Source organism: Streptomyces sp. NRRL S-1813 (genome assembly GCF_000719605.1).
GTDB classification, from domain to species: Bacteria; Actinomycetota; Actinomycetes; order Streptomycetales; family Streptomycetaceae; genus Streptomyces; species Streptomyces decoyicus.
Genome location: NZ_JOHB01000018.1, coordinates 15,734 through 35,105 on the forward strand (window position 1 = coordinate 15,734; position 19,372 = coordinate 35,105).

General features: G+C 70.5%; 18 protein-coding genes. 9 read left to right on the top strand and 9 right to left on the bottom strand.

Annotated features, from left to right (window positions below; translation table 11 throughout):
• The first annotated feature begins 105 nt into the window (after positions 1-105).
• The 3 genes from IF67_RS0123640 (at position 106) to pspAB (ending at position 2,770) form a co-directional block, all read left to right on the top strand.
• A complete protein-coding gene (locus tag IF67_RS0123640; protein ID WP_030988805.1) occupies positions 106-1,005 on the top strand; it encodes an LLM class flavin-dependent oxidoreductase in 900 nt (299 codons plus the stop codon).
• 257 nt (positions 1,006-1,262) lie between these two features.
• Positions 1,263-2,162, top strand: coding sequence for a zinc metalloprotease HtpX (gene htpX / locus IF67_RS0123645; RefSeq protein ID WP_030988806.1), 900 nt, complete (start codon positions 1,263-1,265; stop codon positions 2,160-2,162).
• Between the two features lie 44 nt (positions 2,163-2,206).
• Entirely contained in the window at positions 2,207-2,770 is a 564-nt protein-coding gene (pspAB, locus tag IF67_RS0123650) for a PspA-associated protein PspAB (RefSeq protein WP_030075843.1), read from the top strand.
• Positions 2,771-2,835: 65 nt separating this feature from the next.
• On the opposite strand, the gene IF67_RS0123655 is transcribed toward pspAB, so the two are convergent.
• Both IF67_RS0123655 and IF67_RS39475 read right to left on the bottom strand, forming a co-directional pair.
• Positions 2,836-3,378 carry an RNA 2'-phosphotransferase gene (locus tag IF67_RS0123655; protein ID WP_030988809.1) on the bottom strand — a complete coding sequence of 181 codons (543 nt, stop codon included), beginning with the start codon at positions 3,376-3,378 and terminating at the stop codon, positions 2,836-2,838.
• 149 nt (positions 3,379-3,527) lie between these two features.
• A complete protein-coding gene (locus IF67_RS39475) occupies positions 3,528-4,112 on the bottom strand; it encodes a PadR family transcriptional regulator (RefSeq protein WP_030988810.1) in 585 nt (194 codons plus the stop codon).
• Between the two features lie 169 nt (positions 4,113-4,281).
• Here IF67_RS39475 and IF67_RS0123665 point away from each other — a divergent pair, with 169 nt between their 5' ends.
• Positions 4,282-4,872, top strand: coding sequence for a hypothetical protein (locus tag IF67_RS0123665; protein ID WP_030988812.1), 591 nt, complete (start codon positions 4,282-4,284; stop codon positions 4,870-4,872).
• The gene (locus IF67_RS0123670) at positions 4,869-6,218 is read left to right on the top strand and encodes a carotenoid oxygenase family protein (RefSeq protein WP_030988814.1); all 1,350 of its coding nucleotides are present in this window, start codon (positions 4,869-4,871) and stop codon (positions 6,216-6,218) included. The genes IF67_RS0123665 and IF67_RS0123670 overlap by 4 nt, the downstream gene beginning before the upstream one ends.
• A gap of 260 nt (positions 6,219-6,478) precedes the next feature.
• Here the strand turns inward: IF67_RS0123670 and IF67_RS0123675 are convergent, their stop codons facing one another.
• From IF67_RS0123675 to IF67_RS0123690, 4 genes are all read right to left on the bottom strand, one after another.
• Positions 6,479-7,642, bottom strand: a complete 1,164-nt coding sequence (locus IF67_RS0123675) for a MerR family transcriptional regulator (RefSeq protein WP_051818493.1) — start codon at positions 7,640-7,642, stop codon at positions 6,479-6,481.
• Between the two features lie 29 nt (positions 7,643-7,671).
• Positions 7,672-8,625, bottom strand: coding sequence for a metal-dependent hydrolase (locus tag IF67_RS0123680; protein WP_078889581.1), 954 nt, complete (start codon positions 8,623-8,625; stop codon positions 7,672-7,674).
• 306 nt (positions 8,626-8,931) lie between these two features.
• Positions 8,932-10,707, bottom strand: a complete 1,776-nt coding sequence (locus IF67_RS0123685; protein ID WP_030988821.1) for an SDR family oxidoreductase — start codon at positions 10,705-10,707, stop codon at positions 8,932-8,934.
• A 212-nt stretch (positions 10,708-10,919) separates the two neighbouring features.
• Positions 10,920-11,804, bottom strand: a complete 885-nt coding sequence (locus IF67_RS0123690) for a M24 family metallopeptidase (protein ID WP_078889582.1) — start codon at positions 11,802-11,804, stop codon at positions 10,920-10,922.
• A 207-nt stretch (positions 11,805-12,011) separates the two neighbouring features.
• On the opposite strand from IF67_RS0123690, the gene IF67_RS0123695 reads away from it, so the two are divergent.
• The 4 genes from IF67_RS0123695 to IF67_RS0123710 all read left to right on the top strand — a co-directional run bounded on the left by IF67_RS0123695 (position 12,012) and on the right by IF67_RS0123710 (position 15,770).
• Positions 12,012-13,067: an ABC transporter ATP-binding protein gene (locus IF67_RS0123695; RefSeq protein WP_037839751.1), complete on the top strand. Its 1,056-nt coding sequence runs from the start codon at positions 12,012-12,014 to the stop codon at positions 13,065-13,067.
• Positions 13,057-13,983, top strand: coding sequence for an ABC transporter permease (locus tag IF67_RS0123700; RefSeq protein ID WP_030988826.1), 927 nt, complete (start codon positions 13,057-13,059; stop codon positions 13,981-13,983). Before IF67_RS0123695 ends, IF67_RS0123700 begins: the two co-directional genes overlap by 11 nt.
• Before the next feature lie 76 nt (positions 13,984-14,059).
• Positions 14,060-14,971 (top strand): ABC transporter ATP-binding protein, encoded by a 912-nt coding sequence (locus IF67_RS0123705; protein WP_030988827.1) that lies wholly within the window; start codon positions 14,060-14,062, stop codon positions 14,969-14,971.
• Between the two features lie 79 nt (positions 14,972-15,050).
• On the top strand, positions 15,051-15,770 hold the full coding sequence (locus IF67_RS0123710) for an ABC transporter permease subunit (RefSeq protein WP_030988828.1): 720 nt from the start codon (positions 15,051-15,053) through the stop codon (positions 15,768-15,770).
• Between the two features lie 157 nt (positions 15,771-15,927).
• Here IF67_RS0123710 and mltG read toward each other — a convergent pair whose 3' ends face one another.
• The 3 genes from mltG to IF67_RS0123725 form a co-directional block, all read right to left on the bottom strand.
• Entirely contained in the window at positions 15,928-16,749 is an 822-nt protein-coding gene (gene mltG / locus IF67_RS0123715) for an endolytic transglycosylase MltG (RefSeq protein WP_063754383.1), read from the bottom strand.
• Positions 16,750-16,947: 198 nt separating this feature from the next.
• Entirely contained in the window at positions 16,948-18,237 is a 1,290-nt protein-coding gene (locus IF67_RS0123720; protein WP_030988830.1) for a CynX/NimT family MFS transporter, read from the bottom strand.
• Positions 18,238-18,449: 212 nt separating this feature from the next.
• Positions 18,450-19,160, bottom strand: a complete 711-nt coding sequence (locus IF67_RS0123725; protein ID WP_030988831.1) for a FadR/GntR family transcriptional regulator — start codon at positions 19,158-19,160, stop codon at positions 18,450-18,452.
• Between the last annotated feature and the right edge of the window lie 212 nt (positions 19,161-19,372).

The following is a 19,372-nucleotide window of genomic DNA, read 5'->3' on the forward strand; positions in this document are numbered from 1 at the left end:
TGAGCCGGCGGTGGCAGGCCGAGGGCGTGCGGACAGGCAGGCGGAGCCGCTCGCGGCAGGGCAGCGGAGCGTCCGCACCGCCCGGCCGGCCGTACGCTCGGGGGTATGCGACTGAGCACCGTGATACTCCCTGTCCGCCGTTGGTCCCAAGGCGGACGGGAGGCGTGGCAGCGCGCCGAGGAGCTGGGCTTCCACGCCGCGTACACCTATGACCACCTCTCGTGGCGGAGCTTCCGGGACCAGGCCTGGTTCGGCGCCCTGCCGACGCTGACCGCGGCCGCCGCCGCGACCTCCCGGATGCGACTGGGCACCCTTGTCACCTCGCCGAACTTCCGGCATCCGGTCACCCTCGCCAAGGAACTGATCTCACTCGACGACATCAGCGACGGCCGGATCACCCTGGGCATCGGGGCCGGCGGCAACGGCTTCGACGCCACCGCGCTCGGCCAGGAGCCCTGGGCGCCGCGGGAACGGGCCGACCGCTTCGCCGAGTTCGTCGGGCTGCTGGACCGGCTGCTGACCCAGGATGTCGTCTCCTACGCCGGCGACCACTACTCCGGGCACGAGGTCCGCAACATCCCCGGTTGTGTGCAGCGGCCGCGGCTGCCGTTCGCGGTGGCGGCCACCGGGCCGCGCGGGCTGAAGCTGGCCGCCCGGTACGGCCAGGCCTGGGTGACGACCGGCGATCCCAAGGTCTCCAACGGGGGCGGAACGCCGGACGAGTCGCGTGAGGCGATCCGCGGACAGCTCGAGCGGCTGGGCAAGGCCTGTGCCGATCAGGGCCGGGACCTCGCCGACCTGAAGAAGATCATGCTGACCGGCTTCACTCCGGACAGTCCGCTGGACTCCGTCGACGCCTTTGTCGACTTCGCCGGACGCCACGCAGAGCTGGGCATCGACGAGCTGGTCCTGCACTGGCCGATCGCCGACTCGGTCTTCGAGGCCGATGTCACGGTCTTCGAGCGGATCGCCACGGAGGGGCCGGCGCAGCTGGCCGCCCGGTAGACGGAGCACGGCCGGCGGTCCCCTACGGACGCCGGGGCGGTGCCGGTCCGTGCCGGTCCGTGCTCGGCCCCTCCGGTGGCGCGGGTGCCCGGCCGCCCGACGCGCCCGGCAGCGCCCTGGCCTGGGCTTTACCCCACATATAGCCCTGAAGAGGGAGAATCGGGACAGCGGCGCAGTGTGCGGGCCGCCGCGCGCGGTGCGAGGACGGCGTGCGGCAGGTCGGCGCACTGCGCGAAATGCGGCGTTGCGGAGGAGCCATGGCACAGACCCGATTCGCCCCGGACCGCGGGCTGACCACACGCATGGTCACGACGATGTTCTTCATCGGCCTGCTGTACGTCGTGGTCGTCGGCGTGCTGGTGGTGCTGCTCAAAGGCGCCTGGGTGGTGGTGCTGCTGATCTCGGGCGCCCTGTTCGTGGCGCAGTTCTGGTTCAGCGACCGGATCGCGGCGTTCAGCATGGGTGCGCGCGAGGTCACACCGGAGCAGGCGCCCGAGCTGCACGGCGCCGTCGACCGGCTGTGTGCGCTGGCCGATATGCCCAAGCCGCGAGTCGCGATCGCCGAGTCGGACGTGCCGAACGCGTTCGCCACCGGCCGTAGCCAGAAGAACTCGCTGGTGTGTGCCACCACCGGGCTGCTCAGGCGGCTGGAGCCGGAGGAGCTGGAGGGGGTGCTGGCCCACGAGCTCTCGCATGTCGCGCACCGCGATGTCGCGGTGATGACCATCGCCTCGTTCCTCGGCGTACTGGCCGGGATCATCACCAGGGCCGCGCTGTGGAGCGGTGTCGGCCGCAGCAACCGGGACCAGAACGCGGCCATCGCCGTGCTCATCGTGACCGCCGTGAGCGTGGCCGTCTACGCGATCAGCTTCCTGCTGACCCGGCTGCTGTCCCGTTACCGCGAGCTGTCCGCCGACCGGGCCGCCGCGCTGCTGACCGGCCGTCCCTCGGCGCTGGCCGCCGCGCTGACCAAGGTCACCGGCCAGATCGCGAGGATTCCCACCGAAGATCTGCGCAAGGCCCAGCCGTTCAACGCCTTCTACTTCGCCCCGGCGTTCAACAAGGAGAGCTTCAGCCGCCTGCTGTCCTCGCACCCGACGCTGGAACAGCGGCTGGACCAGCTGGGCAGGATCTCGGCGGAGCTGGGGCGGGCGTGAGGGACGGTGGCGCTGGGGCCGGCCGTATCGAGCAAGGAGCGCGCATGGGTTTTCTGGACGCCATTCTCGGCCGCAGCAAGCCGGTACGTCCCGATCTCGATCAGCTGTTCGCGCTGCCGTCGGCAGCGGTGACTCTCCAGGCCGCGGCCGGATTTGAACCCACCGGCCTGGGGTCGGTGTGTTTCGCGAGCGTGGAGGGCGCGACGTTCTCGCGTATCCAGGAGGAGGCGCGCTCCCTCCTGGACGGTTCGGTGGAGTTCACACAGGACGCGTACGGCTATACGTGGCTGCTCGTACGGCATCCGCCGGAGGACGTGGCGGGCCTGGTCAACGACCTGCACGCGGTCAATACGTCCCTGGAGGAGGCGGGTTTCGGTCCACAGCTGCTGTGTTCGCTGGCCGGTTTCCGCGATGAGCGGCAGCGGTCGCTGGCGCTGGTCTACCTCTACAAGCGCGGCACGTTCTACCCCTTCTCCCCGAAGGAGGGCGGCGGCGAGAAGCGCGACAACCCGCTCGAGCTCCAGGTGCGGGCGATGCTCGGGGACGATCTGACGATCGAGCAGGACCTGGCGCGGTGGTTCCCGGTGTGGGGGGCGCCGGGGCTCTGAGGGGTTGCGGCCCGACCCGGCCTCTGGAGACGCTGGTCTCGGCGCTGCCCTACGGGGGCGGTGGCTCAGCCCGGGAATTGCAGGAACTGTGCCGGTACATGGCCGGTGAGCCAGACCCCGTTGCCGCTGACCCGGAAGACATGGCCGGCGCGGTGCATGGCGGCCGCGTCGACGGTGAGGACCACGGGCTTGCCGCGCCGCGCGCCCACCCGGGTCGCGGTCTCACGGTCGGGCGAGAGATGGACGGCGTGCCGCGACATCGGCCGCAGCCCCTCGTCCCGGATGGCGGCCACACTGTGGACCACCGTGCCGTGGAAGAGCTGGGCGGGCGGAACGGCCGGCGGCAGATCGAGGTCGACACGTACCGAGTGGCCCTGCTGGGCGCGGATCCGGCCGTCCTCGATGGCGTATCGCTGCTTGTCGTTGCCGACGACGACTGCCTCCAACTCCGCCCGGGAGAAACGGAATCCATGCCGCGCGGCCGCTGCCATGAGCTCTTCCACGGGCACCCAGCCCTGGGGGTCGAGGGTGAGGCCGATCCGCTCCGGTTCATGGCGCAGATGTTTCGCCAGATACTTCGAGATGCGCACGGAGCGCTGGTTGTTCATGTCTCCAGAGTGCCGCGCAAGGCGTGCGACGGCACCTGAATTGCGGGCCGGGAGCCGCGGCAGGTGCCGGGCCGCCGCCTCGGCGGCGCTCGCCCCGCGGACCTGTGGGGTGAACCGAGGGCATCGACAACCCGCGCCCGGCCGGCCCGTCACTCCTCTTGGCTCTGCCGGCCTTCCTTGTGCTGCGCCCTCGCGAGTTCACTCGCCTTTCTCGCCTTCGCGCTGGTCACCTCGTCAGCTGCCCAACGGGCCCATTCCTCCTGGGTCGCCGACATCCGCAGGCCGTACTCCAGCGCGATCCGCCCGTAGACCGAAATCATCTCCTCGTCCCACTCGGCGGTCTTTTCGATGTGCTCGAGGGTGGCGCGGGTCCGCGCGGCGCGCTCGGCCTGATGCAGGAGATAGGTCTGTGCCTCGAGTGGTGTGACGACGCCGAGGAAGAAGACGCGCAGCACGCCGGCATGGCGCTGTGGGCCGCTGGGCTCGACCTCGGTGAGCCAGTGGCGCAGCTCTGCCATGCCGTCATCGGTGATCGCGTATTCCTTGCGGCCGCGGGGGCCGTGGGCGGCGACCTCGACGAGACCGGCGGTCGTGAGCTTGGTGAGCTCGCCGTACACCTGGCTCTGTGTGGCCGGCCAGACGCTCGACAGCGAGGCGTTGAACAGCTTCATCAGGTCGTATCCGCTCGCCGGAGCCTCGGCCAGCAGGCCCAGCACGGCATGTCTCAGGCTCATGGTCAGCACTTTACCTTCCACTGTTGACATGTCAAAGGTGGAGGTTCTATGTTCGACATGTCGAAGTTGGAATGTGATGCGGATGCGGGTGCTGCGGATGCGGCCGCTCGTCCCGGCGTCGAGGCGTGCGGTCGTGCGTGCGTGCGGTCGCGAGTGATGAGGGGGAATTATGAACTACCTGCGGAACTTCATTCCGTGGCTGGCCTTTGCGGGGGTGTCCTCCGTCGGCTGGCAGTGGGGCGCGCTCGCGGGCCTGGCGATATCCGTCGCGCTGCTCGTCGCCGACCGAGCCGCCGGTCTTTCCCTCGACTACCGCCTGCTGGAGTACGGCACGATCGTGTACTTCACGGCCCTCGGCGTGCTGGCCTTCTCCCGTCCCGACAGCGGTCTCCAGCTGTACGGCAGTGCCCTGTCGATGGGCTGGCTGGCGCTCATCGCCTGGGTGTCGATCGCCGTGCAGCGGCCCTTCACGATGGCGATCGCGCGGCGGATGGCCCCGCCGGAGGTCTGGCACACCCCGCTGTTCCGCCGCATCAATGTCGTGCTCACGAGCGTGTGGGCGGTGTCCTTCACTCTCACCGCGATCGCCCAGACCGTCGTCTCCGCCTATGCGGTGAACGTCATCTTCTCGATCGTCATCCAGATCGCCGGATTCGTCCTTCCCGTCCGCTTCACCGCCGCCTACCCGGAGCGGGCCCGTGCCCGCTTCATGGAGAACTCCGGCGCGCGGACTGCCACCCAAGGAGGCATGGCGGCATGACCACCACACCCCCGAGCACCGCCACCGAATCCCGTGCCCCCGCGCCTCATATGGCAGGCAACTTCGCCCCGGTGAAGGAGGAGCTGACCGCCTACGACCTCCCGGTCACGGGCACGATTCCGCCCGAGCTCAGCGGCTGGTTCCTCCGTAACGGCCCCAACCCGCGGGACGCCGCCACTCCGCACTGGTTCTTCGGCGACGGCATGGTCCATGGCCTGCGCCTGGAGGGCGGCCGGGCCGTCTCCTACCGCAACCGCTGGGTCCGCACCTCCACCTTCACCGACGGGGCGCGGCCGGTGGACGCGCAAGGCCGCCGCAATCTGGCGGCGGGCGTGGCCAACACCCATATCGTCCGGCACGCCGGACGCACCCTCGCACTGGTCGAGTCGTCGTTCCCCTACGAAATCGACTGCCGCCCCGGCCATGAGCTGGAGACCCTCGGCGCCCATGACTTCGGGGGCCGGCTCACCACGGCCATGACCGCCCACCCCAAGACCTGCCCCACAACCGGCGAGCTGCATTTCTTCGGCTACGGCGGGCCCACTCCGCCCCATCTCACCTACCACCGTGCCGACGTGTCAGGGGAGTTGGTGATCAGCCGCCCCATCGATGTTCCGGGGCACACGATGATGCACGACTTCCATCTGACCGCCGGCCATGTCGTCTTCATGGACCTCCCGGTCGTCTTCGACCGCAACCGCCCCGGCATGCCGTTCCACTGGAACCCGGAGTACGGCGCCCGGCTGGGGGTGCTGCGGCGTGACGACCCCTATGGCGAGGTCCGCTGGCTGCCCATAGACCCCTGCTATGTCTTCCATGCCCTGAATGCCCACGACGACGGCGACCAGCGCATCGTTCTGTACGTGTCCCGCTACGCCGAATTCGGCGACACGACCCCGGCCCACCTCTGGCGCTGGACGATCGATCTGGCGACGGGCACGGTCACCGAGGAACAACTCGACGACCGGTTCTGCGAGTTCCCCAGGGTGGACGACCGGCTCGCCGGGCTGCCGGCCCGCTTCGGCCATGCCACCACCGGCGAGCTGCCGGGCAGCGGCCCGATACCCGGTGCCCTGCTCCGCTACGACCTGGAGACCGGTGCCGTCGTCCGCCATGACTTCGGTCCGGGGCGCACTCCGGCCGAAGCGGTCTTCGCCCCGGCGGACGACCGTCCGGGAGGGCCGGGCTGGCTGCTCACCTATGTCTACGACGCCTCCACGGACACCAGCGATCTCGTCGTACTCGACGCGGAGGACATATCCGCCGACCCGGTCGCCACGGTCCACCTCCCGCAGCGAGTGCCGTACGGCTTCCATGGCAACTGGCTGCCGGATCCGGTCAGGTGACGACACCGAAGGACGCGGTGAGGGGATTGCGGACCGCCTGATCCTTGACAACTCAAGACGGGGTACGAGGGTGCGGGCGGGGCTGGGGGCTCGGCGCCCCGGGGGAGTGCGGTGTGGGCGTGCGCGCTGACGTGGACTCGGTGTCGGGGCGGGGGCGTCGGAACAGGGCGAGGCCGTCGGGACAAGGGCCGGTGGTGGTGGGGGGAGGGCCCGGTCGCCGGGACACGGCCGGATGGTGGGAAGGGCGCCCGCGTGGCGGACTAGGGCTCGTTGCCGGCCTGGTGCTCGGTGTGGGTGTCGGCGCCGGCCGCCGCATCCGCCGCAGACGCGGTCCCGCCTCCGCCCGCCGACGTGGCCTGGCTCCCACACCCCGATGCGGTCCCCCCTCCGTCTGCCGCCAGGGTGTCCATGGTGCGGGCCTGCACCTCGCGGTGTGCGGCGGCGGCGATAAAGGCGGCCGTGTTCTCCGCGCCCACCAGAGCGCGCACGGCCTGCACGGCCTCGGCGGGGAGCAGCACCGCCTCGGGCGCCGCTGTCGGGCCGGTCGCGGTACGGGGGTCCGTGACCGGCCCGGGGGCGGCCGCCACTGCCTCCGCCACTGCCTCCGCCACTGCTTCCGCCTTCGCCACTGGCTTTGCCGCTGTCCCCGCCTTTGCCACTGGCTCGGCCTCTGCTGGTAGTGCCTCGCTGAGGTGATGGCGCAGGTACCGGGTGGCCAGGGTGCGCATGGCGCGGGCGAGTTCGGCGTCGATGGTCTGTTGGGCCAGAGGGCGTAGTCGGCGTACGAGGGCGGCGGCCTCCGCAGCCTCGGCATCGGTGGGCGGATGGTCAAGGAAGGGCTGGAAGACATGCTCGGTGGTGAAGTCCAGGAAGCGGGAGGCGATGTGCTCGACCTGGCCTCGCAGTTCCCGCAGATGACCGGAGATCGCCAGGAGGGGGACGCCGGCGGAGTGGAGTTCGGCGGCGACGGCGAGTTCCTGCGGGCTGGGGACGAGGAACTCGTCGTCCTTGCCGGGGATGCGCTCCAGGACGCCCAGTTCGACGGCCTCGGCGATCGCTTCCTCGTCGGAGGTGCCCCCGAAGGCGGCGTCCAGGTCCGGGCGGCTGATGCGGGACGCCTCCTCATCGGTCCACGGCCCGTCGATCTCGGCGACCAGGCCCAGGACGCCGCCCAGGTCGAGGCCCGCGTCCCAGGCCGCGAGGAGTTCCTTGATGCTGGCGAGGGTGTAACCACGGTCGAGCAGATCGGAGATCTGGCGCAGCCGGGCCAGATGGGTCTCGCCGTAGACGTTGGCCCGGCCACGGCGTTCCGGGCGGGGGAGCAGCCCCCGGTCCTGATAGGCGCGGATCGTGCGGACCGTGGCGCCGCTGAGGTGCGCCAGGTCCTCGATGCGGTATTCGGCCGTCGGCGGCTGCTCGGTCACTGCGGTGCTCCTCACGAGACGGCCGCGCGCTACGAGAGGGCCGCGCGGCCCACCGCGCCCGCCGCGGCCCGTGCGGCCGGGGAGGACGCCAGGTAGGCGACGGCCGTGCGCAGCGACCCTTCCTGCGAGGGATGGTACGACCGCCGCAGATACCGCGGTATCGCCGCTCCCAGCGCACGCCAGGTGGGCAGCAGCCCCTTGCGCACGGCGCGGTTGTGCTCGCGCAGCGAGTAGCGGGACCGGGTGGCGAGCTGCGGATCGTTCCGGAGGAGATAGGCCGCGCCCCAGCCCCAGAGGTAGAGCAGGACGGGGGCCGTCACGGCCATGCCCAGGACGCGGCGGGCATAGCGGGCGGGGTCCTCACCGCCGGTGTGCTGGTACATGTCGAAGGCGACCGCGCGGTGCTCGACCTCTTCCGCGCCATGCCAGCGCAGCAGGTCGAGCATCACCGGGTCGGGTCCGGCGCGGTCGAGACCGTCGGCGTCCAGCACCCAGTCGCCGAGCACGGCGGTGAACTGCTCGATGGCGGCGATGACCGAGAGCCGGAAGCGCAGCCATTCCTGGTCGGACACCGGGATGCCGAAGGGGGGTTTCTCGCCCAGGAGGCAGGTGAACAGGAAGTCGATGTGCCGGGTGTAGGGGCGGGTATCCAGGCCCTGATGGGCCAAGTGATCGAGAACGTAGGAGTGTTGGACGCTGTGGGTGGCTTCCTGGCCCATGAAGCCCTTGACGTCCTTGAGGAGGTGCTCGTCCCGGACCTGAGGCAGGGCCTCTTTGAAGACCTTGACGAACCATCGCTCGCCCGCGGGGAGCAGCAGATGCAGCACATTGATGACGTGAGTGGCAGTGGGCTCGTCCGGTATCCACAGCAGTGGAGTCTCCGCCCAGTCGAATGACACCCGGCGCGGCGATATCGGGGGGTGCTCGTCAGTGGCCGACAGGGTGCCCGGCCGGGAGGGTGACGGGAATTGCGGCGTACTCATGCGTGGCTCCTGACGTGCGCGTTCTCCGGTTGACGGCGAGGCGGCCGGGCCCGGCGCGGCCGGAAGCGTCTCCGGGGTCGTGGCGAGGGCCACCGCCCCGGGCCGTACGGCGGCGGATCCGGGACGGATGCGTGGGCGGGCGCCCGCTGACGGATATGGGTCGGTGCGGGGCCGGGCGCCCGCCGGCAGACACGGGGCGGTCCGTGGAGGGGCGCCCGGCAACGGGTACCGGTACGGATGCGGAATGCAGATCCGGATACGGATACGGATACGGATACGGATACGGATACGGGCCGAGCGTCGCGCCTAGAGCCGGGGCTCGAAGCGGGCGAGGGCGCGTAGCGCGCGGGGGGCGAAGCGGGACATCAGATGGGCGCCGCGTGCTTCGGGGGTGACCGGCACCACCGCCTGGTTGCGGACCACGGCACGCAGGATGGCGTCGGCGACCTTCTCCGGCGGGTAGTTGCGCAGCCGGTACATCCGCGCGGCCTTGGCCTGGCGGCGCTTTTCCTCCTCGGCCGAGACGCCGGTGAAGCGGGCCGTGGTGGTGATGCCGGTGTTGACCAGCCCCGGACAGATGGCCGAGACGCCGATGCCCTGACCGGCCAGTTCGGCTCGCAGACACTCGCTGAGCATCAGGACGGCCGCCTTCGACGTGCTGTAGGCGGGCAGCACCCTCGAGGGCTGGAAGGCGGCGGCCGAGGCGATGTTGACGATATGGCCGCCCTGTCCGCGGCGCGCCATCCGCGTGCCGAAGATCCGGCAGCCGTGGATGACGCCCCACAGATTGACGTCCAGGACCTTCTTCCAGTCCTCGGTGCTGGTCTGTAGGAAGGAGCCGGACAGGCCGATGCCGGCGTTGTTCACCAGCACGTCGACGGGGCCGTACTCGGCGTCGATCTTGTCGGCGAGCTTCTCCATCGCCGCCTCGTCGGAGACGTCGACGACCTCCGCCCAGGCCTGCGGTGCACCGATCAGCCGGGACATCTCGGCGGTCCGTGCAGCGCCCTCGACGTCCCGGTCGACGGCGATGATCCGCGCGCCGGCCTCGGCGAAGGCGAACGCCGTCGCCCGGCCGATGCCGCCCGCCGCACCGGTCACCAGCACCAGCTGTCCGCCGAACCGGTCGGCGTGCGGGCCGGACGCCACGACCTGCTTGGCGGGATCCCCCTCTTCCTTCGCGGTGACGAACTCACCGATCCAGGAGACGAGCTGGTCGGGCCGGGTGCGCGGCACCCAGTGCTTGGCCGGGAGGGTGCGGCGTACCAGCTGGGGAGCCCACTGCTCCAGATCGTCGTACAGCCGCTGGGAGAGGAAGGCGTCGCCGGTGGGGGTGATGAGCTGGACCGGGCAGTGTGCATAGGCGTCGGCGCGGGGGCGGCGGAGCCGAGGGCGAATATTGTCGCGGTAGAGCCAGGCGCCATGGGCCGCATCGGTCGGCAGCGAAGCGGTCGGGTAGTCACCGCCCGGCACTTTCTCCACCCGCTGGAGGATCTGGGGCCAGCGCTTGCCGAGCGGGCCCTTCCACGCCAGCTCCGGCAGCACGGGCGTGTGCAGCAGGTAGACGTACCAGGACTTGGCGCTCTGGTTGAGGAGTTGGGCGGCGCGCCGGGGGGTGGGGCGAGCCATCCGTTTCTTGATCCAGTGGCCGAAGTGGTCCAGGGACGGGCCCGACATGGAGGTGAAGGAGGCGATCCGGCCCTCCGTGCGCTGCACCGTGGCGAACTCCCAGGCCTGCACCGAGCCCCAGTCGTGGCCGACCAGATGGACCGGGCGGTCGGGGCTGACGGCGTCGGCGACGGCCAGGAAGTCGTCCGTCAGTTTCTCCAGCGTGAAGCCACCTCGCAGCGGCTTCGGGGCGGTGGACCGGCCGCAGCCCCGGACGTCGTAGAGCACCACATGGAACCGGTCGGCCAGGCCGCGGGCGACCTCGGACCACACCTCCTTGCTGTCCGGATAGCCGTGCACCAGCAGCACCGTGGGCCGGGCCGGATCCCCCAGCTCGGCGACGCACAGCTCGATACCGCCGGTCCGCACCCAGCGCTCCCGCGCACCGTCGAGCCCCCCGCCGTCGAGCCCCACACCGCTTCCGGACCCGGACCCGGACCCGGACCCGGACCCGGCCCCGGTCGCGGCTCCGGACTGCTGCACCTGACCCTCTTCCCGGCGCCGGTCCGCTTCCCGGCCGCGTCCCTTCCCTCGCCCATGCTCCTGCCCACGCCCCCGAGCGGGCCCGTGCCCCTGCCCCTGACCGCGCCCCTGCCCCGGCCCCTGTCCGTTTTCCCGTCCCGTGTTCATGCGGCCTTCTCCTCCTGCCAGCGCCGCACATGCGGCAGATCGTCGTCCAGCCAAAAGGCGCTTTCCTGCGGGTCCTTGGAGTCCGTGACGACCAGAATCTCCTCGAACTTCGCGCCCGTTCCCCGGAATCCGAGGTGGGGTTCGACCGCCCACAGTCCCGGCTGCGGCGGGTGGTCGGAGAAGGTGTACGGGCTCCACAGCGGGGACCAGCCGTCGCGGTGGCCGTGCAGCGCATCGGAGGCGAGGCCCTTGAGGGCCTGTGTGCCGAACCCGAAGAGGGTGGGGGACCAGCGGCGCGGCCGGACCCGATCGATCTTGTGCGCGATGACGCCGAAGGGGTAGGCGCGGTGGCGGTTGGTGTAGCCCTGCCGCGCCATCAGCCGGTCGACGTCCTCGTAGATCTCCCGCAGCGGGCGCCGCTCGCGCACCTCGCGCAGGATCAGTTCCCGGTGTGCTTCGAGATCGGCGAGCAGCCGGTCGTGCACGGGGTTGAGTCCGAGGCAGCCGGAGTAGCCGATGTCGGCCGTGAAGCCCTGATGCACCGGTGCCATGTCGAGGATGAAGGCCATCCCCGGCTCCAGCTCGCGATTGGTCGGGAAGAACTGAAGCGGTACGCGGAAGTTCACGAAAGCGGTGCGGTCGCCGAACCAGGCGAACGGCAGATGGAACCAGTCCCGCACCCCCCGCTCACGCAGCCACTCGCGCTGCATCCGTGCCGCTGCGCGCTCGGTGACCCCGGGCTTGAGCTGGGCGGCCACCGCTTCCGCGCAGGCATAGGCGAGCCGCTGGGCCTCTCTGAACCCCCTCAGCCCGGCGGGGAGTTCCGGCCCGGCGGTGAGTTCTCCGGCTCGTGGTGAGGTCGCTGAGGTGACTGAGGCCATCGCCAACCGTCCGTCCGTGAGCGGTGCATCGCGGTACGTGCCCGTAACTTGACACTGATGAATGTGACAATGGCTGGCGGCTGCGTCAAGGGGGCGTACGGCCGTGCACCGCGACCCCGACGCCGGGGGCGCCCTCAGCAGGAGACCCCTACGGGCACGTAATACCGCAGGGGGAGGCAGATCCCATCGTCTGGTCTGACGACCGATGTGGCGGGCGCCACTACCGTCGATGACGTGACTGTGATCGTGACCGAAAGCCTGAGCAAGCGGTACCCGCGGGTGACCGCCTTGGACCGGCTCTCCCTTGACATCGCCCCCGGCGTGACGGGCCTGGTGGGTGCCAACGGTGCCGGCAAGTCCACCCTGATCAAGATCCTTCTCGGACTGGCCCCCGCCACCGAAGGGACCGCGCATGTCCTCGGCCTGGACGTGACCAAGGACGGCGGCACCATCCGTGAGCGGGTCGGCTATATGCCCGAGCACGACTGCCTGCCTCCGGACGTCTCGGCCACCGAGTTCGTCGTGCACATGGCCCGGATGTCCGGTCTGCCGCCGGCCGCCGCCCGTGAGCGCACCGCGGACACCTTGCGCCACGTCGGCCTCTACGAGGAGCGCTATCGCCCCATCGGTGGCTATTCGACGGGTATGAAGCAGCGGGTGAAGCTGGCCCAGGCGCTGGTCCACGACCCCCAGCTGGTGTTCCTCGACGAGCCCACCAACGGCCTCGACCCGGCCGGGCGGGACGAAATGCTCGGCCTGATCCGGCGCGTTCACACCGACTTCGGGATCTCCGTCCTGGTGACCTCCCATCTCCTCGGTGAGCTGGAGCGCACCTGTGACCATGTCGTCGTCATCGACGGCGGCAAGCTGCTGCGCTCCTCCTCGACCGATGAGTTCACTCAGGTCACGGCCTCGCTGGCGGTCGAGGTCACGGACACCGACACCCATCCGGACGGCACCGGAGCGCTGCGCGCGGCCCTGGCCGCCGCGGGAGCCACGGTGACCACCGGCGCCGTCGGCTCGGAGAGCCTCGCCTCCGCCGGGCACCTCCTGTATGTCGAGGCGGCCGGTGAGGAGACCTACGACCTGGTGCGGGACACCGTTGCCGGACTCGGGCTCGGCCTGGTCCGGATGGAACAGCGCCGGCACCAGATCGCCGAGGTCTTCCGCCACGCGGACGCGGCGCAGGCCACCCCCGCCACCGCAGGCGCCTCGAGCGCCCCGTATGCCACCCAGGACGGAGGCGCCCACGATGTCGCCTGAGCCCAAGACGCCGGCGTCCACGACGTCCGTATCCGCCGCGCCGGGCGGCGCCTATATCCACAACATCGGCTACCGCCACTACGACGGCCCCCGCCTGGGCCGCGCCTACGCCCGCCGGTCGCTCTTCTCGCAGAGCCTGCGCGGCGCCTACGGTCTGGGCCGTTCGGCCAAGAGCAAGGTGCTGCCGATGCTGCTCTTCGCGGTGATGGTCCTGCCTGCCGCGATCATGGTCGCGGTGGCGGTGTTCACCAAGGCCTCCAGCCTTCCGGTCGACTACTCCCGCTACGCCGTCTTCCTCCAGGCCGTCATCGGCCTCTATCTGGCGGCCCAGGCCCCGCAGTCGGTCTCGCGCGACCTGCGCTTCAAGTCGATACCGCTGTATTTCTCCCGCCCCATCGAGCGGGTCGACTATGTGGCCTCGAAGTTCGCGGCGATGGCGAGCGCCCTGCTCATCCTCACGGGCGCCCCGCTGGTGGTCCTCTACGTCGGGGCGCTGCTGGCGAAGCTCGACTTCGTCGACCAGACCAAGGGGCTGGCGCAGGGACTGGTCTCCGTGGTGCTGCTCTCGCTGCTGTTCGCCGGGATCGGCCTGGTCGTCTCCGCGGTCACACCCCGCCGGGGCTTCGGCGTCGCCGCCGTGATCGCCGTACTCACCATTCCCTACGGTGCGGTGAGCGCCGTCCAGGGGATCGCGTTCGTCCAGGGCAACGAGGCCGCCGTCGGCTGGCTGGGGCTGTTCTCCCCCATCACGCTGATCGACGGAGTGCAGTCGACATTCCTCGGCGGCACCAGCTCCTTCCCCAACAACCTGGCGCCGTCGACCGGTGCCGGTTTTGTCTATCTCCTCGTCACGCTGACCGTCATCGCCGGCTGCTATGCCCTGCTGCTGCGCCGCTACAGGAAGGCCGGACTGTGACCGCCCCGCGCCGCCGGCTCCCGTCGGACGGCGCCCCCGGCCCGACCACCACCCTCCGAAGGAATGGGCTGCGCCCATGAGCACTCTCACCATCGACCATGTCTCGCGCTGGTTCGGCAATGTCGTCGCCGTCAACGACATCACGATGACCATCGGCCCCGGCGTGACCGGCCTGCTCGGCCCCAACGGCGCCGGCAAGTCCACCCTCATCAACATGATGGGCGGCTTCCTCGCGCCCTCCAACGGCTCCGTCACCCTCGACGGGACGACGATCTGGCGCAACGCCGGCATCTACCGCCACATCGGCATCGTCCCGGAGCGCGAGGCTATGTACGACTTCCTCACGGGGCGCGAATTCGTCGTCGCCAACGCGGAGCTGCACGGCCTCGGCCGGGCGGAGGCGGCCAGGGCGCTGGCCACCGTCGAGATGGAGTCCGCCCAGGACCGCAGGATCTCGACGTACAGCAAGGGCATGCGGCAGCGCGTGAAGATGGCTTCCGCACTGGTCCACGACCCGTCCGTGCTGCTGCTCGACGAGCCGTTCAACGGTATGGACCCGCGGCAGCGGATGCAGCTGATGGAGCTGCTGCGGCGGATGGGCGACCAGGGCCGTACGGTCCTGTTCTCCTCGCACATCCTCGAAGAGGTCGAGCAACTCGCCTCGCACATCGAGGTGGTGGTGGCCGGACGGCATGCCGCGTCCGGCGACTTCCGCAAGATCCGCCGGCTGATGACGGACCGCCCGCACCGCTATCTGGTCCGGTCCGACAACGACCGGGCACTGGCCGGAGCGCTGATCGCCGACCCCTCGACGGCCGGCATCGAGGTGGACCTCGCCGAAGGCGCACTGCGCATCCAGGCGGTCGACTTCGGCCGCTTCACCGAACTCCTGCCGCGGGTCGCCCGCGACCACGGCATCCGCCTTCTGACGGTCTCGCCCTCCGACGAGTCGCTGGAATCCGTCTTCTCCTACCTCGTAGCGGCCTGAGGCCTGAAAGGAGCCCTGACGCATGTCCACGACCACTCCGACGGCCCCGCCCGTAAGTCCCGGCGCGCCCAAGGCCTCGTTGTTCCACCCGACCGTCGCCCGGCTCACCTACCGCGCCCTGCTCGGCCGGCGCCGGGCCCTGATCCTCTTCGCGCTGCCCGCCCTGCTGGTGGTGCTCGCGGTGGCCGTCCGAGTGCTGGCCGGCGCCGACGATTCCACCGCCGGCGGCATCCTGGGCGGCTTCGCGCTGGGCACGATGGTGCCGCTGATCGGTGTCATCGCCGGTACGGGCGCGATCGGCCCGGAGATCGACGACGGCTCGGTGGTCTACCTCCTGGCCAAGCCGGTGTCCCGGCCGACGATCATCTTCACGAAACTCCTGGTCGCGATAGGCGTCACGGTCGTCTTCTCGGCCGTCCCCGTCCTGCTCGCCGGCTTCCTCCTCAACGGCAACAGCCAGCAGATGGCCGTGGGGTACGCCGTGGCGGCGGCCATCGCCTCGGTCGCCTACAGCGCCCTGTTCCTCCTCTTCGGCACGATCACCCGGCACGCCGTCGTGTTCGGCCTGGTCTATGCCCTGGTCTGGGAGGCGCTGGTGGGCACCCTCGTCCCGGGCGCGAAGACTCTCAGCGTCCAGCAGTGGGCGCTGGCGGTCGGCCAGAAGGCGGCCGCGGAGGGCGCGATCACCTCCGATGTCCAACTGCCCCTGGCCATCAGCCTGTTGGTTGCCCTCACGGCTGCTGCCACCTGGTATGCCTCCCGCCGTCTGAAGGCGCTCACCCTCGCGGGCGAGGAGTAACGACGTCCGGGCGCGGCGTGGGTGGAGGGGAGGCGGGGCCCCTGAGGGGCGTCCGGTGGATCAGGGCCGGACAGGAGCCCGGGTGCTGGGGGTGTCTTCAAAGTCCCGTCGTTCGCCCGTAGGCCGCGAGGCAGGCGGGACTTTGAAGTCAGGCCCCCTAAGCCCCGCCACCGCCGCTCGCGGCGCCCTTCTGGCGGTCGTTGAACTCCTGGACGTTCCGCAGATGCTCTTGGTAGTCGGCGGTGAAGCGGGTGTCGCCCGGTTTGACGGTGACGAAGTAGAGCCAGTCGCCGGCGGGCGGGGCGCCCGCCGCCTTCAGCGCGTCCGCCCCGGGATTGTCGATCGGCGTCGGCGGCAGGCCCTGGTACCGGTAGGTGTTGTACGGGCTCTTGGTCCTTGTGTCGGCGTGGCTGGTGCGGAGCGTGCTGCGGCCCAGCGCGTAGTTGATCGTCGAATCCATCTGTAGCGGCATGTGGTGCGCGAGCCGGTTGTCGATGACCCGGGCGACCTTGCCCATATCGGCCGGCCGGTCCGCCTCGGCCTGCACGATGCTGGCGATGATCACCGTCCGGTAGGAGGCGATGCCGTCATCGGCGAGCCGCTGGTTGGCGGTTTTGACCATGTACGAGAGCAGCGACGCCGGGGTGGTGTCCGTGTCGATGGGATAGGTCGCCGGGAAGAGATACCCCTCCGGATTGCCCTTCGCCTTGTCCGGCAGCGTCAGATGCGCGCTCTTGGCGGCCTTCGCGGTGGAACCGGCGGGCCGGTGAAGGGCCTTGTCGGCGGCGGCGTAGATCTGTGCGGCCCGCTGCCCCTCCGGGACGGTCAGCGTCTGTTCGGGCCGCAACCCGCGCAGCAATCGCGGCAGCAGCAGAACCGCAAGGACAACCAGGACACACAGCACCGCTACGACAATGAGCCGGCCGGTGCGGGAGAGCCGCGGTCCTGGCCGGCGAACGGTGCGCTGAACATCGCTCATGGGGGGCACGGTAGGCGAGGCCGGAGAGGCGCGGGGCGGCTGCTCCCGGATCGTTGCCGACGGCGGAGATCATTCACCACCTCGCCACGCAGCAGCCACCCAGGTGCTGCGGGGCCCCGCCGACCCACCGTCACCGCCGACCCACCGTCACCGCCGACCCACCGTCACCGCCGGCCCACCGTCACCGCCGGCCCACCGTCACCGCCGGTCCGCCGGTACCCCGATCCGCCGGTCCCGCCCCGCGCCCATGCCCAACAGGGCCAGGCCGGCGCAGACCACGATCAGCAGGACGAGGGGGACGGTCCAGCCGTTGGTGGCCTGGTGGACGGCCCCCAGGACGAGGGGACCGGCGGCGGCCAGAAGGTAACCGCCGGTCTGGGCCATGCCGGAGAGGCGGGCAGCGGTGAGTGCGTTGTCGGAGCGCAGCACCATCATCGTCAGGGCCAGGCCCAGCGCGCCGCCCTGCCCGACGCCGAGGAGCGCGGCCCACAGCCAGGCACCGGTCACCGGTGCCACCAGCAGACCGATGACGCCGCAGGCCATCAGCGCGGACACGGCCACACCCAGCAGCCGCTGCCGCCGCATCCGCCCCGCGAGCATCGGCACGATGAACGAGCCGACCATCTGCACCAGCGTGCTGAAGGCGAAGACCAGGCCCGCCTCGCCCTTGCCCATGCCGTGGTCGGTGAAGATCGTCGGCATCCAGGCGATGATCACGTACGCGACCAGCGACTGCGAGCCCATGAAGAAGGTGACCTGCCAGGCCAGCGGGGAGCGGCTCAGCTTTGGCCCGTCCGCGCCGAGGTGCAGCGGGGTGGCCGCGGCCGCGCCATGGCGAGTGCCCCGCCGGGCCATGAGCGTCTGCGGAATCCAGACGACCGCGGCGACGGCGGCCAGCAGAGACCAGGAGACCAGCGCACCCTGCCAGCTGCCGAGCGCACTCTCCAGCGGAACCGCGGAGGCGGCCGAGACGGTCGCACCCAGGATCATCGCCGTCGAGTACAGCGCCGTCATGCCCGCGGCCCGCTCCGGGAAGTCCCGCTTGATCAGGCCCGGCATCAGCACGTTCAGCAGGGCGATGGAGGCACCGACCACCGCACCCCCGGCGAACAGCGCGACCACCGGCGGAGCGATCCGCAGCACGATGCCGCCGCACAGTGCCACCAGCGCCGCGCACAGTGCCGCCTCGGTGCCCCAGCGGCGGGCCAGCTTCGGCGCGACGATCGAGCCGAGGCCCATGAAGATCAGTGGGATGGTCGTCACCAGGCTGCTGGCGGTCGCGGTCAGCTGGAAGTACCGGCCGATCTCGCTGAGCAACGGCGAGACCCCGGCCAGCGCCGCCCGCATATTGAGCGCGGCAAGGACGATTCCGGCCATGACCAGGGCCGGGTGAGCCCGCAGTCGTCGGCGGGCCGCGGCGACCGGCGCTGCCGCGACCAGATCTGCCTCGGCGTCTATCAAGGGTGCTTCGGGGCTGGGCCCTGCCATACGTGCGTACCTCGCCAAGAGTGGTGTGCGTTCGTTCGGGATGGAGACCGGTGTTCAGGGAGGAAAGAAAAGAGAGCAAAGAGAAGGGCGGAAGAGACAGAAGGGGCAGGGGTGGGTGTGGAGGGACGGGGCGGGACGCGAAAGGAACGGAGAAGGAAGCGGGGGAGGGAGATGAAGGGGAAGCGGGGAAGCGGGGGCGTGCGGGCGGGACTTCAGCGGGCGGCCAGCAGGGCCTCCACGGCCCGCATCGGCTTCTCCAGCACGTCTCGGATGGCCTGTTGAGCCGCCTCCGGGTCGCCCGCCGCGATCGCGTCCAGCACCGCGACATGATCGCCGTGCACGATTTCCGGCATCGCCCGGTCGTCGAGATAGCTGACCAGCGATTCCCGCACGGAGCTGCTGAACCAGCCGTAAGTCGCCGTCAGCGCGGTGTTGTGCGCGGCCTCGACAACGGCCTTGTGGAAGGCGATGTCGTGATCGGCGTAGAGCTCCAGGGTGTCCGAGTGCGGCTGCCCCGCCGCGTCCGCCAGCTCGGCCTGGGCGTCCAGGGCCGACCGCATCCGCTCCAGGTCGGCGGGCTGATGACGTAGGGCGGCCAGCCGGGCGGCCTCTGCCTCCAGGGCGATCCGCAGCTCCAGTACGTCGCGGATACCGGCCCGCTGGACGCCGCGCATGATGTCGCCCGGGTCCGTGGTGGAGATGACGAAGGTGCCCTCGCCCTGCCGTGAGCGGAGCATCCCGGCGTGCACGAGCACCCGCACTGCCTCACGGACGGTGTTGCGGCCGACCTGGAGCTGCTCGGCGAGCGCGTGCTCGGTGGGGATACGGGATCCCACCTGCCACTCACCGGCCGTCAGCTGGGCCCGCAGGGTGTCGACGACGGTGTCCACGAGGGAGTGCCGTCCCGCCGCCTGAAGCGCCATGTCCGATCCGCTCCTTTGCCTCGTAACTTGGCTTGCCCGGTCATCCTACAACCGATGCATTCATCGTACACGGAAGTGATGGAGGTACCGGAAGAGCCGGAAGCGATGAAGGCGCCCGAAGGGACGGACGTGCCGGAAGCGGTGGAAGCGGCGGAAGCGGTGGAAGTGGCGGAAGCAAGGGGAGGCAAGAGCAAGGGGCGGCAAGGAAAGCC

Bases quoted from the DNA above. Each gene is read 5' to 3' on its own strand.
- IF67_RS0123705 (WP_030988827.1), top strand. From the start codon at position 14,060: ATGAGCACTCTCACCATCGACCATGTCTCGCGCTGGTTCGGCAATGTC.
- IF67_RS0123655 (WP_030988809.1), bottom strand. From the start codon at position 3,378: ATGAACAACCAGCGCTCCGTGCGCATCTCGAAGTATCTGGCGAAACAT.
- mltG (WP_063754383.1), bottom strand. From the start codon at position 16,749: ATGAGCGATGTTCAGCGCACCGTTCGCCGGCCAGGACCGCGGCTCTCC.
- IF67_RS0123670 (WP_030988814.1), top strand. From the start codon at position 4,869: ATGACCACCACACCCCCGAGCACCGCCACCGAATCCCGTGCCCCCGCG.
- IF67_RS0123720 (WP_030988830.1), bottom strand. From the start codon at position 18,237: ATGGCAGGGCCCAGCCCCGAAGCACCCTTGATAGACGCCGAGGCAGAT.
- pspAB (WP_030075843.1), top strand. From the start codon at position 2,207: ATGGGTTTTCTGGACGCCATTCTCGGCCGCAGCAAGCCGGTACGTCCC.
- IF67_RS39475 (WP_030988810.1), bottom strand. From the start codon at position 4,112: ATGAGCCTGAGACATGCCGTGCTGGGCCTGCTGGCCGAGGCTCCGGCG.
- IF67_RS0123690 (WP_078889582.1), bottom strand. From the start codon at position 11,804: ATGGCCTCAGTCACCTCAGCGACCTCACCACGAGCCGGAGAACTCACC.
- IF67_RS0123680 (WP_078889581.1), bottom strand. From the start codon at position 8,625: ATGAGTACGCCGCAATTCCCGTCACCCTCCCGGCCGGGCACCCTGTCG.
- IF67_RS0123640 (WP_030988805.1), top strand. From the start codon at position 106: ATGCGACTGAGCACCGTGATACTCCCTGTCCGCCGTTGGTCCCAAGGC.
- IF67_RS0123725 (WP_030988831.1), bottom strand. From the start codon at position 19,160: ATGGCGCTTCAGGCGGCGGGACGGCACTCCCTCGTGGACACCGTCGTC.
- IF67_RS0123665 (WP_030988812.1), top strand. From the start codon at position 4,282: ATGAACTACCTGCGGAACTTCATTCCGTGGCTGGCCTTTGCGGGGGTG.
- IF67_RS0123700 (WP_030988826.1), top strand. From the start codon at position 13,057: ATGTCGCCTGAGCCCAAGACGCCGGCGTCCACGACGTCCGTATCCGCC.
- htpX (WP_030988806.1), top strand. From the start codon at position 1,263: ATGGCACAGACCCGATTCGCCCCGGACCGCGGGCTGACCACACGCATG.